Source organism: Ferruginibacter profundus (assembly GCF_054783275.1).
On sequence record NZ_BAAGQW010000003.1, the window covers coordinates 41,520 to 57,028 of the forward strand.

Here is a 15,509-nt window from a genome sequence, read left to right on the forward strand (position 1 = left end):
ATACTGTTAGAGAGATTGTGCCTGTCCCAAGTAACTACTCCCCTTGGAGCTTACAGCTCGAAGCTTAAGTTCTGTATTCCGAAAAAAAGTAACCATTGAAAGAACAAAAAAACATATCGCCAATGAACAGCACAGCAGGTAATACCACTACCTGCTGTTACTGTGGTGTGGGTTGTGGTATAGTAGTAAACAAAGACGATCACAACCGCATTACCGTGGAAGGAGATAAAAATCACCCGGTAAATAAAGGCATGCTTTGCAGTAAAGGCATGAACCTGCACCATACCGTTAATGATAAAAGCGACAGGTTACTATATCCAGAAATGCGGTACAATAAAAACATGCCCCGCCAGAGAGTAAGCTGGGATGTGGCTTTGGAAAGAACAGCCGCCGTATTCAAAACTTTCATTGATAAATACGGGCCGGATAGCGTGGCTTTTTATGCCAGCGGCCAATGTTTAACAGAAGAATATTATGTGGTCAATAAATTGATCAAAGGTTTTATTGGCAGTAACAATATTGATACCAACAGCCGTTTGTGTATGAGCAGTGCAGTGGTGGGTTATAAAATGAGCCTGGGAGAAGATAGTGTTCCTGTAAGCTATGATGACCTTGAATTGTGTGATGTGATTTTTGTTGCCGGGGCTAACCCTGCCTGGTGCCATCCCATTTTATGGAGAAGAGTGGAAGCAGCAAGAGAAAAAAATCCTGAGCTGAAAATAATTGTTAGTGATCCACGTAAAACACAAACCTGCTCTTTGGCTAATGTGCACCTGCAATTAAATCCGGGTACAGATATAACATTGCATCATGCTATTGGCAGATGTTTGATTGAAGAAGGAAAAATTGATTTCGACTTTATTAATGATAATACCAATGGCTTTGCAAAATACAGGGAAACTGTTTTTGAAAGAACCATTGAAGAAGCAGCGACCATTTGCGGTGTGAGTGAAAATGATATTCGCTTAACAGCACTATACATTGGTAATGCCAAAGGATTTATTACCATGTGGACGATGGGATTGAATCAAAGCGTAGTGGGCACCAATAAAAATTTATCCCTCATCAATTTAAATCTTATCACCGGGCAAATTGGAAAACCAGGCGCAGGGCCGTTTTCATTAACAGGCCAGCCAAATGCCATGGGTGGCAGAGAAGTGGGTGGACTGAGTAATTTATTACCGGCCCATCGTGACCTCAGCAATGAAGTGCACCGCAATGAAGTTGAAAAATTCTGGCAGATCCCATTAGGTACTATTCAACCCAAACCAGGATTGAGTGCCACCGAAATGTTTGATGCATTAAACGATGGTTCACTGAAAGCCATCTGGATCTTATGCACCAATCCATTGACCAGTCTGCCTGATGTACGTGTGGCAGAAGCCGGCTTAAAAAAAGCCAGATTTGTTGTGGTGCAGGATATCAGTAATAAAGTGGAAACATTACAATACGCCGATGTGGTATTACCTGCCGCTTCATGGACGGAGAAAGAAGGTACGATGACAAATGCAGGACGCTACATTTCTTACCTGAATAAAATTGTTGCTGCTCCGGGCGAAGCATTACCCGATGCAGAGATCATTTGCCGATTTGCCAATAAAATGGGCTATGATGGTTTTGCATATGAAAATTTTTCGGAGATATATGCGGAACATGCTGCCTTAACAGAAGGTACCAATATTGATATCAGCGGATTAAGCTATGAGATTTTAAAAGTAAAAAGAGCGGTACAATGGCCTTATCGAAAAGTCAATATTTCGGCGTTGACAGTTGATAGTAAGGAACAGTTTTATGGTACACCAAGATTATTTACCGATCACAAATTCTTTACACCCGATAAAAAAGCCAACATCCAATCCTTCAGTGATGAAAATAATTCGGAAGCCCTCACACCCGAACATCCGCTGATACTCACCACCGGCCGCATACGTGACCAGTGGCATACCATGAGTAAAACAGGAAAAGTAAATAAACTTAACCAGCATATCAGCGAAGCCTTTTTAGAAATTCATCCTGCAGACGCCGCAAAAAGAAAAATAAAGGACAACGATATCATTGAAATATTTAATCATCGTGGCAACGTTCGTGTTAAAGCAAAATTTTCTGAAGACATAAAACCCGGTGTGGTCTTTTTACCCATGCATTGGGGCAAAATTTTAAACAGCGATCTAAACAGGGCAAATAATCTCACTAATAACCTGGTTGATCCAAAAAGTAAAGAGCCCGATTTTAAATTTAGTGCAGTGCAGGTTTCATTGTATAAAAAAGCAAAACAAAAAATTATTGTTGTGGGTGCAGGCGCAGGCGCATGTGGTTTTGTAAAAAGTTATCGTGCATTAAATACCGAAGATGATATTGAAGTATTCAGCAAAGAAGATTTTCCTTTTTACAACAGGGTATTGCTCCCCGATTATATCAGCGGTGTATTGCCCTGGCATAATTTAATTAAGATGAGTGATGATGAAGAAATGGATCATCGCATAAAACTACACCGTGGTGTTAGTATTGAAACAATTGATAAAGAAAATAAAAGTGTAACGGACAGTAAAGGTGTAACACATTTTTATGATGTGCTGTTGCTTGCTACCGGCAGCCGTGCTTTTATGCTGAAGGATATTCCATCGCTCCATGGCATTTTTACTATGCGTAGCCGTAACGATGCCGATAATTTCAAAAACCATGTTGATCCTGCTAACGGCAAAGTCATTATTGTAGGCGGCGGTTTGTTAGGTATTGAATTAGCCGCATCACTAACTGAAGTGGGTGTAAAAGTTACCATCATTCAACGCATCTCCCGTTTAATGGACAGGCAACTGGACCCGTTAGGCAGTCAACTACTTCATGAAGAATTAGTAAGCAAGGGCATTGAAATTTTTTACAACGATGAGATCGATCGTTTTTCAGGAGAAAAAAATATTTCAGGCGTACGCTTAAAAAGTGGCCTGCATATCAATTGCCAGGCATTGGTGATTGCCATTGGCACGGTACCCAATATTGAAGTGGCAAAAGCTGCAAACATCGATTGTAAAAGAGGTGTGATAGTGGATGAATATTTACGCACTAATGAAAAAGATATTTTCGCTATCGGAGAAATTGCAGAGTTCAAAGGATTTTTATATGGTATTACTGCTGCAGCCGAACAACAGGCAGAAATTGTGGCCCGCTTTTTATGTGGCGACATTTCAAAATATTACAGCGGAAGTTTACTGATGAATATTTTAAAAATGCACGGTACTGATCTGTGTTCGCTGGGCCTTGCAGAGATTCCTAATAATGATCCTACCTACGAAGAAATTGTTTTTATTGATAAGGCCAAACGCTATTATAAAAAATGTATCGTTCACAATGATAAATTAGTAGGGGCTATTTTAATTGGCGATAAAAGTGAATTTTTAGAATACCGTAACCTCATAGAAAACAAACTGGAGCTGAGTGAAAAACGTTTGCAGTTATTACGCAGCGGCAAAACTGCTGAGCCCGTAATTGGCAAACTGGTTTGCAGTTGCAATAATGTTGGCGAAGGAAACCTGGTCAATAAAATAAAAGAAGGCTGTAAAGATCACCTGCAACTCTGCCAGCTTACCGGCGCAGGTATGGGTTGCGGCAGTTGCAGGCCCGAGGTAAAAGCCATCTTAGACAGCCAGGTAAATGTTATTAAAAAAGAAGACGGGATTTTAGTAACTTAGAATTTGAGCAAAAACAGCCACAGATTACACAGATTTTTAAAAATACAAGGAAGTAAATAGCCGGAAAGAAAGTAAGACGGAATTGGATTAAAAAATCTATGTAATCCGTGCAAAAAAATAATTTGCCCGGGGCAGATTCTATTCAGCAGTTATGGAACAACCAATAATTAAAAGAACAACTTCTAACGACAGTAATTTTCAGTGGCTCATCCAACAACTGGATCATGAGCTATGGAATGAATTACAGGAAGACCAGGCGCAATATGATCAGTATAATAAAGTGCCGGACCTTAACACCGTTGTGGTGGTATATATACATGACCAACCTGCAGCAGGCGGCTGTTTTAAAAAATATAATGCTGATACGGTAGAAATAAAAAGAATGTTTGTTGTAAAAGAACAGCGGGGCAAAGGTTTATCAAAACTGGTTTTAACCGAATTGGAAAACTGGGCTATGGAAGATGGTTTTAAATATGCGATATTGGAAACCAGCATTCATTTCATTCCGGCCACTACCTTATATAAAAAATCAGGTTACCAGGTTATACCCAATTACGATCAATACGAGGGATTGGAAGAAAGTGTATGTATGAAAAAAGAATTGACAGCTTCAGAATTCAGGACACTGGAAGGTATTGAATATTTTGATTTTGAAGAAGATTTTGTGGAGGAAAATGTACGCTGCATTCCAATGATCGTTCGTTTTAAAATGGATGCGGCTGGTATCAAATTAAAACTTTCAGAATGGAGTAAGTTTACAAGAGCCGAAAGAATACAATTGGCAGTAATGCCTGCCGCTACTGATGAAGAAGCAAAATGGTATAATCATTACCTCTCTCAATTAGTAGAAAAATATACCGGCAATAAAGCAACAGCATTAGCGATCGATACCAATCCTGGCTGGGCCAACCTGGAAAATATTCCGGAGATGCTTGCAGAAAAAGCAAAAGAGTTTGAGCTAATCATCACCCCGGAAAAATGGAGCAGCCTTACCAACCTGCAACGTTTTACCTTATTAAAACTGTGCAGACCAGGACATGAAAATAAAAATTTTCCAAAAGCAATAAAAGAGTTTGGATTGTGAAATATGAATGGTGAATTTTTTACCTTCACTATTCTCATTTCACCATTTACTATTCACCATTCATCATTCACCATATGGCAAACACAGTCTTCATCAACTTTCGTGGGGGAATTATTTCTCCCGGAGATTTGTATAACATTCTTCTTGCTGCACAAAAAATTAAAGTGCTCTATGTTCGCTTTGGTTTACGGCAACAACTATTGGTAGACCTGGAAAGCTATAGTATCCCGCTTTTTTCAGAAGAACTGGAAAAATTAGATATTCCTTTTGAGATCAACAGCAGTAATTTTCCTAACATTATCAGCTCCTTCCCTGCCGAAGAAGTTTTTATCCGCAATACCTGGCTCAGCGAAGGGGTGTATAAAGATATTTTTGATGCTATCGACTATACGCCCACTTTAAAAGTAAATATCTGCGATGCCAACCAGAGTTTTACACCAATGCTTACCGGTAATATCAATTGGGTGGCATCGGCAACAGCACAGCATTACTGGCATTTGATCATCCGTTTTCCCAAAACAAATATTATCTATGAATGGGATCAACTGTGTTACACCAACGATATTCCAAAAGTTACCAGAGCCATTGAAGAAATTATAAAAGCCGATGCAGCAGCGTATATTGACAATGCTCAGGCTGATGGCAACAAATTATTTGCTGCATTAGCCACTGAAAATTTAAGTATTAAACCGGCAGAAAAAAAAGCGGACCTGCCGCAATTTAATCTGCCTTATTACGAAGGGCTTAACCGCTACGACAATAAATACTGGCTGGGTATTTACAGGAGGGATGAAATGTTCAGCATTGATTTCTTAAAAAGCATTTGCCAGTTATGTTCAGATACTAAGCTGGGACAGATATGTTGCACCGCATGGAAGACCATCATGATAAAGGGCATTGAAGAAAAAGATAAAGCCCGCTGGAATTTACTGTTAGAAAAATTCCAGATCAACATGCGCCATGCCGCCAACGAATTAAATTTCCAGGTAGAGGATAATTGTGAAGAAGGGCTGGCGCTTAAAAATTATTTAGTTAAAAATTTAAGTATTGACGATACCCGTACGTTTGGTATTTGTATTGGTATTAAAACAAGAAAGAAAAGCGAAATATTCAGTAGCATTCTTGTAAGAAAAAGATACCTGGTAGATTTCCTGGGTATTAAATTATTAAAAGTGTATGATATTTTATGTGCCAAGGATTTTAATCCCAATGAAAGAACAGAAGAAATTTTCAGTAGTGGTAATCCAAAAATTGTATTGCCGGAGCAGTTACGCAGAAGTGTATTGAAGTATTATAATTACCGTGCAGGCATTACAAAAAAAACAGCAGTAGCACCGGCAAAACAGGCCGCTGAAAAAAAAACGGAGGCATATGTTTATCAATGCAGCAGCTGTCAATCAGTATATGATCCTACAATTGGCGATCCTGCCAATGCAATTCCGGCTGGTACGGCTTTTGAAAATCTATCAACCGGCTACGAATGCCCCGTTTGCGAAGCAGGAAAAGAAAGTTTCAGGAAAATAAAAAAATCGGCATTGGGATTATAAACCGTTGATATCTGCATGGGCATTAAAATTGCGGAAACAGATCTTTTGTGATTCATGCGCTGCAATTTCACAAACGATCAGCTGGCTTAAAATAAATTTCATGCTGTGTTTAATCAGTTTGTTTTGTTTATGTAACGCCATTATTTTTTTCAACGCCTTGGCTGTGTAGATACCACACAGGGGTTCGGGTTGCTTATCATTGGTAAAAATATACACATCATATTTTTTACTCTGCTGGTATAATGAAAATAGTTCTTTGAGCAGGTGGGGGTCCATCAATGGCAGGTCGCAGGCTAATACAAACAGGTCTTTGCTGTTATTTTGAATATGTGCCGATAATACACCCAACAGCGGCCCTCTTACATCGAGGCTGGTATCATCTGCGATCAGCAATTCAGGTTTAAATACTTTGGCATATTCGCTTTGTTGCTGTTCGTTTACCGAAAGCCTTATCGGCAAATTCAATACACTTAGTTTTTCCACGGCCGTTTGTGCCCAGGTTTTAGCTTCATGTATTAAAAGCCCTTTATCGCTTCCCATCCGGGAGCTTTGTCCGCCGCAAAGTACAAGGCCCAGCATGTAGTAAGTAATTTGGAGTTAGTAATCCTGAATGTGGTTACCGGGAAGCAGTCTTCGGTAATAACTGCTACTCCCGATGCCGTTTTCAGCTTTGATGATGCGCAGGCGTATCAGTATGCCCAAGGCTTTTACCGGGTGCCACCACATCCCTGATGATTTGTTTGATCTCTTTTATTTCAGCAAAACCACCATATTCTTTCCTGTCGAAAACTTTTGTATCCGCAATGCGGATGGTGAAGCGGCCGTTCACTTCGCTGGGTTGCAGTGTAACAGCGCCCACTTCATCAGCAAAAGTGGTTAAAATTTCCTGCGCCATATAGGCCGCACGTAAAAGCCAGTGGCATTTGGGACAATACTCAATGGTGATGATTGGTTTCATTTCAGTGCTTTGAAGATAAAAATACAACAAACTATCCCAATCAGAAAGGATAAATTTGCAATATGTTACAGGTAAGTCAATTATTTATCTATCCCATAAAATCTTTGGGTGGCATTGCAAAGCCAGCTGTTGAAATTACCAATACGGGTTTTAAACACGACAGAAGGTGGATGCTGGTGGACGAACAAAATATGTTTTTAACACAACGCACCCATCCACAGATGGTGTTGTTGCATGTAGCTGAATCCGTAAATGGATTTACAGTTTCAAAATACAATGATGCTGACTTGTCGATCGATATTCCGTTTTTTACGGAATCAAAAAAAATGATTGCAGTAACCGTTTGGGATGATGTTTGCACTGCTATTGAAGTGAGCGATGCTCACAATGATTGGTTCAGCGAAATGCTAAACACAAAATGCAAACTGGTGTACATGCCTGATGATACCAGGAGAATGGTGGACAAAAGATATGCTGCCCATGATGAGATCACTTCTTTTTCTGATGGTTATCCTATCCTCATGATCGGGCAGGCATCATTGGATAACCTGAATGAAAAATTAAAAGACCCGTTGCCAATCACACGCTTCAGGCCCAATATAGTTTTTACGGGCGGCCATGCACACATTGAAGATGAACTGGCAGCATTTGAAATTAATGCACTTCACTTTTTAGGTGTTAAACCCTGCTCCCGTTGTGTTATGACCACCATTAACCAGCAAACTGCCGCAGCAGGTAAAGAACCATTAAAAACTTTAGCTGGCTACAGAATGAAAAACAATAAAATTTATTTCGGGCAAAATGTTTTGCAACAACAAAATGGTATCATCAATACCGGTGATGAAATAAAAATAGTGAAACAACAGGAACCTTTTATTTAAAATTAAAAGTTGCCAGCCAATTGTTTCAGGAAGCTGGCCTGAGGCAGGCTGCTTATCAAAGGGAAGATAAGTTTTTTATGCAGACAACTTTTTAAAACAAACCTATTCATGAACCTGATCAATAAAGAATTTTATAAAACCAATGTAACCCTTCGCATTACTGCATTATGGGCTTTTAGCGAAGCTTTTATGGGAGGCATTTTACATGGCCTGCAAATACCCTTTGCAGGGCTGGTATTATCCTTTGTGGCATCGGTGTGCATTACATTAATCGCATTGGGCAATACTAAAAAAGGCGAAATACTAAAAGCAACATTATTGGTAATTGCGGTTAAATTTATTTTGAGTCCGCATACACCACCCATGGCTTACGTGGCAGTTTTAATACAAGGTGCTGTTGGCGAAGTATTATTTTTAAACAGAAGATTTATAAAGCCCGCCGCATTTATACTTACTTTATTTTCGTTGCTCTACTCTGCTTTTCAGCACTTGCTGATACTCACCATTGTTTTTGGGAAAGGCTTCTGGCAGGCCATCGATATTTTTCTGAATAAAATAACACAGTCCTTTATAAAAAATGCGGTACATTATTCTTTATACATCATTTTATTTTATATCAGCTGTTATTTAGTGGCAGGCATTGTGGGAGGTTTACTGAATACCAGGATCATTACAAGTGTGCAGCAAGGTAACCAGTCCAGCACATTATTACAGCAATTGAATAATTTACCCGCCGCAGAAGAAGCTGTTTTTACCAATGCAAAATCAACCAAAAGAAAAAAATGGTTCACATTAATTTTCGGAGGCCTGATGTTATTGATGCTGGTATTTTCTTACCTGCCTTTTTTCAGCAATAGTTTTTCAAAATCAAAAATTGCAGAATTAATTATACGGGCAGTGATCATTATTTTAGTGTGGAATTATTTTATTACGCCCTTGCTGCGTATGCAAATTCAAAAATGGGTAGCCCGTTATAAAGAAAAAAATGGCAATGCATTGCAGCAGGTAATTGCCTTACTCCCTGGAATAAAAATAATTTTACAACAAAGCTGGCAGCTTTCTCAACAACCCGGTAAATGGCTACGCTTTAAAAGTTTTATCAGCAACACCGTCTTACTGATCGTACATCATGAGCCATAAGGTCATCATTTTAACAGGAGAAATACAAACAGGCAAAACCACTTTGCTGCAGCAGTTCTGCTTGCAGCAGCCCAATGTGGCCGGCATACTTACGCCCGTTGTAAACAGTAAACGTATGTTTTATGATATTGCAGAAAAGAAATATTTTGATATGGAAGCCCTTGGTAATGAAGAACCATTAGCCATTGGCAAATATTTATTTTCAGCAGCTGCATTTACAAAAGCTAATAATATATTATTGGCTGCGGATAAAAATGCGGGGTATTTAATTATTGATGAGATAGGGCCGTTGGAAGTAAGAAAGCAGCAGGGTTTGTATCAATCTTTTAAAGAAATTTTATCAGCAACATTTAACTCTGCTTTGATAATAGTGGTGCGGCAATCGTTGGTTGATGAAATGATCGCAGTTTTTGATTTACAAAATCCGCTAGTATTAAATATTGCGGAAATGAAAAAACATTTTAAAATACAACAATAATAATTTTTTATTGATCCGGGGCTTTTACAATTATAATACCGTCAGCATAAGCAGGAATGTTGTCGGCCTGAGCTTGTCAAAGGCGGGTTGATGCTATGACAGCTTCTTTTCCTAACTAGCCCGGCTTCGGCAAGCTCAGCCTGACAGCTTACTTATTGCTACGGCTACAACTGCAGTAACCCCGCCTTATACAATGTATTTACCGGTTTATTATCCCAGAACAATTCAAAATCGCCCAGGCCGGCATTTTCGTAAGAGGCTTTTACTTCGGTAAGAGAAAGAGTTTTTATATTATGTACTGATAATTGTGCGATCATATCAGCCAGCCACAGCCCCTGCTCCTTATCCGTTTTAATATCCAGTGTTTCTTTTTTGGTTTCAAAAGTAAGTGAACACATTTCCCAGTGATTGCCTTTTTTTGATTTGGTATAGGTTTCCACTACGGGTGTGTTGCCCAGCCATACCACTTTGGTATTGGGCTTAACTGCATTATATTCTTCTTCGGTTAAAAGCGTCGCAATATAATCGGGAGCAATGGATGTTTTAGGCGTTTTAAAATCAAACCATTTATACAAGGGCACATCAAAGCAGGCACCATGCATATAGTTGAGTAAGGATTTCTTTAACCCGAAACTAAAACTTTCATGATCAGCGCCTGTAGGGTCTATATGCACAATATCGTTATTAGCAAAGCTGCCAACCGTTTCCGTTAGTTTCTGCACTTTATATTTTGCAGGGTTCAATCCTACAGGACTGTGCGCCGTCATGGTAAACAAATGCCAGAAGGCAGATTGTAATACACCGGCTTCAAATAATTGCCGCACCATTTCTAAAGAGTCAATGGTTTCCTGTGCGGTTTGTGTAGGAAAACCATACATCAGGTATGCATGCACCATTATGCCGGCTTCTGTAAAATGTTTATTTACTTTAGCTACCTGCGCCACGGTAATGCCCTTATCAATTAATTGTAACAACCTGTCCGATGCTACTTCCAGCCCACCCGATACGGCAATGCAGCCGGCGGCTTTCAACAACAAACACAGGTCACGGGTAAAGCTTTTTTCAAAACGGATATTGGCCCACCAGCTCACCACTAATTTTCTTTTGATGATCTCCAGGCTAAGGGCCCTCATTAATGCCGGCGGTGCTGCTTCATCTACAAAATGAAAACCATTTTGCCCGGTTTGGGCAATGATCTCCTCCATGCGGTTGCAGAGTAATGCTGCGGTGATGGGTTCGTAAAGTTTAATATAATCTAAACTGATATCACAAAAGGTACATTTACCCCAATAGCAGCCATGCGCCATCGTTAGTTTATTCCAGCGGCCATCACTCCACAAACTATGCATCGGGTTTACCACTTCTATAGCAGAAATATATTGATCCAGTAAAAAATCGCTGTAGTCTGGTGTGCCTACCTGGCCTTGTTTGTAATCGGTGCAGGCCCTGTTATTGATATAGGTTACTTTTCCATCCTGCAATAAAAAAGTACGCTTTAATTCAGCAATAGTTTTTTTTCCTTCTGTAAAAGCAAACAGGTTTTCTATTGGCGCTTCACCATCATCCAGGGTAATAAAATCATAAAATTCAAATACCCGTACATCTGTAAGCGACCGCAATTCGGTATTGGCAAAACCACCTCCCATACATACTTTCACATTGGGGTAATGCTGCTTTATCCATTGGCCGCAACGTAAGGAAGTATATAAATTCCCCGGAAAAGGAACAGAGATACAAACCAGTTTTGGTTGCACGTCCAGCATCTTCTTTTCCAAAATAGCAAGCAGTATTTTATCCAGGTAAGTATATTCTTTTTGCAACTCGTTATACAATTCATCAAAGCTGTTAGCACTCCGGCCTAATTTTTCTGCATAGCGGCTGAAGCCAAAATGTTCATCCACACATTCTTTTATCAGGTCACTCAGGTCTTCTAAATACAATGTAGCCAGATGTTTTGCTTTGTCCTGTATGCCCATGCTGCCAAAGGCCCAGGCCAGGTCATCGGTTTGTGCAAACCTTGATGCTTCGGGCAAAAAATCCCTTTTACAGATCAATGGTGCCATGGCAGGATTTTTTCCCTGCAAAAAAAGAATGACGGCATCAATCGTATTAATATAATCATCCTGCAAAGCAATGATGCGCTTAGTATTTGATGACAATTCCTTGTGTTTATCAATCGCAGCAAATAATTGTTGCAATCCATTTTTACTAAACAAAGCAATGGTTACCTCAATGCCAAGGTCGGCCTGGAAGCTGCTGATGCTCCTGGTATTTAAAAAACCCTTCAGGTATGCCGTTGCAGGATATGGTGTATTGAGTTGTGTAAATGGCGGCGTTAATAAAAAAACAGGAGCACTCAAATGAAAATATTTAGACCGCAAAAATAAGTGAACTAATCTGTTGAATATACATCTCTTTCCGGCCTGTTACACCTGTTGAGCCATCTTATTGTTATTCTGAATGCAGCTGCGGCTGTTGCCTGCCAAACTACCGCCTGGTCATTCCATAATCTGTACAATTTTTCTTTTTCGGAAGATTGTTCCGGAAAATGGAAAAACCGAAACCAATGAATTTTCTAATCAGCTGGTAAACAGGTACTTAAAAACTGGCATCAATCATGTTTACCCTGTGCCACAACACTTAAGACCACGCTTTAACATCAAAAAATGAAAACATTACTCCTCATCGTAACCATCACCATATCCATGCTAACAGGATATGCACAAGGTAACCATGTGTTTTCTAATGCTGAGCTGGTTAATAGTAGTATAATGGATATCCCTGCTTCGGGAAACATTGGCTGGAGTACGGAAAGAACATCAGTACCGGGCTATTTCAGCGCTATCAATACAGCAGCATTTACCGGCTGTTCTGATATTGCAAACATAAATGGTTACATAAAAAAGTATGGCAACAGTCCTTTTATATTCCCGGTTGGCAGTGGCGATGACCTGAGAACACTGGAAATATCTTCCCCGGCATCTGTAACGGATGCTTATGCTACAGCTTGGATCAAGGGAGACCCTGGCATTACTGCCGACCCTACAGCACCTTATGCTGGCACACACAGTGTATTTTCTGTTACAGCACCAATTGTTGCAGTAAGCACGGCAGGCCAATGGGACTGGCAGGTAGGTGATGCCGGAAACCTGGGACCAACAACAACCGGTACAGGTGAAGGCCTTACCATAACAGTAAGCATACCCGATATGACGCATTTCGGGCTTGCCTCCAGCTTACGTTTGGTGGGATGGAACGGAGTAAGCTGGACCGACCTTAGCGGAGCACCTGCAGCAAATGGTAATACAGAGAACAGCACTTTAAGCGGAACAATGATAGCAGGTATTACCGCTATAGCAGTGGGAAGCGTTTCCGGAACACTTCCTTTGAAGTTAGAAAGCTTTGATGCAGCAGCCGGCAATTGCAGTGCGGTAATTAAATGGACAACTTTAAACGAGATCAATACCAAAGAATTTGTTTTGCAGCAAAGTACTGATAACAGTAACTACACTGTGGTTACTACTGTAAAAGCAAAAGGAGGAAGCTCGGTTACTGATTACAGCCTTACAGTATCACAAGCTTCAGGCCTGTACTACTATCGTTTAAAAATGATTGACAAAGACGGAGTTTATACCTATTCCAATATTGCTTTGTGCCGTAGCAGCTGTTCAGGTAATGAATACATGATGGTTTATCCCAATCCTGCAGTAGCTACCAGTACCGTGTACCTGAAATTTGGCACACACTACCAGGGAAAAGCAACGCTTGTGATCAGTAATACACTCGGCCAGAGATTATCCATTACTACAATACAGGTTAGTGCAGGGCCAAATATTTTACCGGTAAATGTATCAGCATTTGCGGCAGGAACATACCTGTTAACTATAATGGGAGAAAACGGGGTACCTGTTGGCACCGTACAAAAACTTATCAAGCAGTAATTTATTAATACCCATGAAAAAAAGGTTTTTACATAGTGTGGTTTCAATAATGTTGTTTGCGGTAGCAATCGCTTACAGCCCCCGTTTACTTGCCCAGGTAAAAGTAGGCCAGAACCCTACCACACTTAACCCGAATGCCATTTTAGAATTGGAAACCAATAACAAGGGTTTGCTGCTGCCCAGGCTTGCTTTAACAGCAACTACTAACCCTGCCCCCTTATCAGGCTTTGTAAAAGGTATGCTGGTATACAACACTACTGCAAACGGTACAATTGCTGCCGGCCTGTATTATTGTGACGGCACCAAATGGATCTGGGTCAATCCATCCGGACCTTCGGGTGGCCCTTCGGGTAATGAAAGCTGGAATGTTACGGGCAACAGTAATACAACGGCATCAAACTTTTTAGGCACTACTGATAATGCGCCACTGGTAATTAAGACCAATAACACGGAGCGCATGCGCATAACTGCAGACGGGTGGATAGGCATTGGCACAATAACCCCCACCGCAGCATTGCAGGTAAAAGGCCAGCTGGTGATCGATTCTATTACCGCCGGCAACACACTTACCGATAGTTTTTTAGTAGCTAACCCGGCTGACGGAAGAGTAAAAATGGTGTCGGCAGCAAGCTTTGTTTCGGTACAGAAAAAAAATACTACGCTTGTGGCAAGCAATGGCCAGACCATTTTTAATACCCCGGCAGTAATTACTGATATTGATAAAGTATCACTGTACAGGAATGGAGTATTGATATCCTGTACAAAAAATACCGCCACCTCGGTTATAGCAGAAGTGGCCTGCAACGCCGGTGATGAAATCAGAATTATTCAATTACTATAACAACAATCAATTATTAATCATTCTTGTATCCAAAAAATCTGATAACAGGAAAAAAAAACAAAAACAAAACAAATGAAAAAAGTCTTACTTCTCTCCGCATTAGCACTTGGTATTGGTTTTACTGCAAGCGCTCAAAAAGTACCAACAAAAGTTATCGACAACAAAGGAACTATTAAATGGGTTCTCGACAGTTCAACAGCTGTTATTACAAAAGCAGATAGTACCATTTTGTATGTTACACCCAGCCAGTTACACCAGAGCCAGAATGACGTGGTAAGATATTCAGATACTGCCAGCATGCTGTCTCCCTACACCAATGCAGCCAATAACGGCTTAACTAAAAACGGCCAAACGGTACAGTTAGGTGGCGAATTAATTCAACCTACAACTATTGCCACTACTGCCGCTAACTTTTTAGCCATCACAGGTTTGCAGTCCGGTTCAAACACCACCGACAGTGTAATGGTAGTAAACCCGACAACCGGGCAGGTAAAATATATTTCTGCATCATCATTATTTAATGCACTAACCTTTGGTAATGGTTTAACCAAAACCGGTAATGGTGTTGAATTAGGCGGTGCTTTAAACAAAGCCACCACTATTGGTACAGATGCCACCAACACTTTAAAGATAACCGGTTTACAGGCAGGTGACCTGGCTACCGACAGCCTTGTAGTAACTACTACTGATGGTACATTGAAAAAAGTAGCTGCAGAATCTTTATTACAAAGCGGCGACCAGAACTACACAGCCACTGCTACCCAGGCAACTTTTGCGGTAGCCAATATGCCGGCCCAGGTTTCTAAAGTATCTGTATACAGAAATGGTGTTAAATTACTTGCCACTACCGATTATACTGTAACTGCAGGTAGTGTTACCTTAACCTCTGCCATGGCAGCACTTATTGCAGCCGATGATGTAATAGAAGTTCAGTGGGTTAAATAATAGTACAC

The 15,509-nt window shown here is 40.4% G+C and carries 12 protein-coding genes; 9 read left to right on the forward strand and 3 right to left on the reverse strand.

Annotated elements, in window-relative coordinates; genetic code table 11:
• The first annotated feature begins 122 nt into the window (after window positions 1-122).
• The 3 genes from ACYVM0_RS20005 to ACYVM0_RS20015 all read left to right on the forward strand — a co-directional run bounded on the left by ACYVM0_RS20005 (window position 123) and on the right by ACYVM0_RS20015 (window position 6,317).
• Window positions 123-3,686, forward strand: a complete 3,564-nt coding sequence (locus ACYVM0_RS20005) for a molybdopterin-dependent oxidoreductase (protein ID WP_460559988.1) — start codon at window positions 123-125, stop codon at window positions 3,684-3,686.
• A 151-nt stretch (window positions 3,687-3,837) separates the two neighbouring features.
• A complete protein-coding gene (locus tag ACYVM0_RS20010; protein WP_460559990.1) occupies window positions 3,838-4,770 on the forward strand; it encodes a nitrate reductase associated protein in 933 nt (310 codons plus the stop codon).
• 74 nt (window positions 4,771-4,844) lie between these two features.
• Window positions 4,845-6,317: a rubredoxin gene (locus ACYVM0_RS20015; RefSeq protein ID WP_460559992.1), complete on the forward strand. Its 1,473-nt coding sequence runs from the start codon at window positions 4,845-4,847 to the stop codon at window positions 6,315-6,317.
• Here the strand turns inward: ACYVM0_RS20015 and ACYVM0_RS20020 are convergent.
• Both ACYVM0_RS20020 and ACYVM0_RS20025 read right to left on the reverse strand, forming a co-directional pair.
• Window positions 6,312-6,896 carry a molybdenum cofactor guanylyltransferase gene (locus tag ACYVM0_RS20020; RefSeq protein ID WP_460559994.1) on the reverse strand — a complete coding sequence of 195 codons (585 nt, stop codon included), beginning with the start codon at window positions 6,894-6,896 and terminating at the stop codon, window positions 6,312-6,314. The genes ACYVM0_RS20015 and ACYVM0_RS20020 overlap by 6 nt on opposite strands.
• A gap of 85 nt (window positions 6,897-6,981) precedes the next feature.
• Window positions 6,982-7,275 carry an Rdx family protein gene (locus ACYVM0_RS20025; protein ID WP_460559996.1) on the reverse strand — a complete coding sequence of 98 codons (294 nt, stop codon included), beginning with the start codon at window positions 7,273-7,275 and terminating at the stop codon, window positions 6,982-6,984.
• Window positions 7,276-7,337: 62 nt separating this feature from the next.
• Between ACYVM0_RS20025 and ACYVM0_RS20030 the strand changes: the two genes are divergently transcribed.
• From ACYVM0_RS20030 to ACYVM0_RS20040, 3 genes are all read left to right on the forward strand, one after another.
• Entirely contained in the window at window positions 7,338-8,156 is an 819-nt protein-coding gene (locus ACYVM0_RS20030) for an MOSC domain-containing protein (RefSeq protein WP_460559998.1), read from the forward strand.
• A gap of 108 nt (window positions 8,157-8,264) precedes the next feature.
• On the forward strand, window positions 8,265-9,296 hold the full coding sequence (locus ACYVM0_RS20035) for a hypothetical protein (RefSeq protein WP_460560000.1): 1,032 nt from the start codon (window positions 8,265-8,267) through the stop codon (window positions 9,294-9,296).
• Window positions 9,286-9,774, forward strand: a complete 489-nt coding sequence (locus tag ACYVM0_RS20040) for a nucleoside-triphosphatase (protein ID WP_460560002.1) — start codon at window positions 9,286-9,288, stop codon at window positions 9,772-9,774. Before ACYVM0_RS20035 ends, ACYVM0_RS20040 begins: the two co-directional genes overlap by 11 nt.
• 164 nt (window positions 9,775-9,938) lie before the next feature.
• Here ACYVM0_RS20040 and ACYVM0_RS20045 read toward each other — a convergent pair whose 3' ends face one another.
• Window positions 9,939-12,134, reverse strand: coding sequence for a B12-binding domain-containing radical SAM protein (locus ACYVM0_RS20045; RefSeq protein WP_460560004.1), 2,196 nt, complete (start codon window positions 12,132-12,134; stop codon window positions 9,939-9,941).
• Window positions 12,135-12,440: 306 nt separating this feature from the next.
• Between ACYVM0_RS20045 and ACYVM0_RS20050 the strand changes: the two genes are divergently transcribed.
• From ACYVM0_RS20050 to ACYVM0_RS20060, 3 genes are all read left to right on the forward strand, one after another.
• Window positions 12,441-13,715, forward strand: coding sequence for a T9SS type A sorting domain-containing protein (locus ACYVM0_RS20050; protein ID WP_460560006.1), 1,275 nt, complete (start codon window positions 12,441-12,443; stop codon window positions 13,713-13,715).
• A 13-nt stretch (window positions 13,716-13,728) separates the two neighbouring features.
• Window positions 13,729-14,556: a hypothetical protein gene (locus ACYVM0_RS20055; RefSeq protein WP_460560008.1), complete on the forward strand. Its 828-nt coding sequence runs from the start codon at window positions 13,729-13,731 to the stop codon at window positions 14,554-14,556.
• A 72-nt stretch (window positions 14,557-14,628) separates the two neighbouring features.
• Window positions 14,629-15,501, forward strand: a complete 873-nt coding sequence (locus tag ACYVM0_RS20060) for a hypothetical protein (RefSeq protein WP_460560010.1) — start codon at window positions 14,629-14,631, stop codon at window positions 15,499-15,501.
• The last annotated feature ends 8 nt before the right edge of the window (window positions 15,502-15,509 follow it).

Excerpts from the sequence above, each read along its gene's own strand:
- ACYVM0_RS20025 (WP_460559996.1), bottom strand. The coding sequence starts at position 7,275 with ATGAAACCAATCATCACCATTGAGTATTGTCCCAAATGCCACTGGCTT.
- ACYVM0_RS20005 (WP_460559988.1), top strand. The coding sequence starts at position 123 with ATGAACAGCACAGCAGGTAATACCACTACCTGCTGTTACTGTGGTGTG.
- ACYVM0_RS20050 (WP_460560006.1), top strand. The coding sequence starts at position 12,441 with ATGAAAACATTACTCCTCATCGTAACCATCACCATATCCATGCTAACA.
- ACYVM0_RS20035 (WP_460560000.1), top strand. The coding sequence starts at position 8,265 with ATGAACCTGATCAATAAAGAATTTTATAAAACCAATGTAACCCTTCGC.
- ACYVM0_RS20040 (WP_460560002.1), top strand. The coding sequence starts at position 9,286 with ATGAGCCATAAGGTCATCATTTTAACAGGAGAAATACAAACAGGCAAA.
- ACYVM0_RS20010 (WP_460559990.1), top strand. The coding sequence starts at position 3,838 with ATGGAACAACCAATAATTAAAAGAACAACTTCTAACGACAGTAATTTT.
- ACYVM0_RS20015 (WP_460559992.1), top strand. The coding sequence starts at position 4,845 with ATGGCAAACACAGTCTTCATCAACTTTCGTGGGGGAATTATTTCTCCC.
- ACYVM0_RS20055 (WP_460560008.1), top strand. The coding sequence starts at position 13,729 with ATGAAAAAAAGGTTTTTACATAGTGTGGTTTCAATAATGTTGTTTGCG.
- ACYVM0_RS20030 (WP_460559998.1), top strand. The coding sequence starts at position 7,338 with ATGTTACAGGTAAGTCAATTATTTATCTATCCCATAAAATCTTTGGGT.
- ACYVM0_RS20020 (WP_460559994.1), bottom strand. The coding sequence starts at position 6,896 with ATGCTGGGCCTTGTACTTTGCGGCGGACAAAGCTCCCGGATGGGAAGC.
- ACYVM0_RS20060 (WP_460560010.1), top strand. The coding sequence starts at position 14,629 with ATGAAAAAAGTCTTACTTCTCTCCGCATTAGCACTTGGTATTGGTTTT.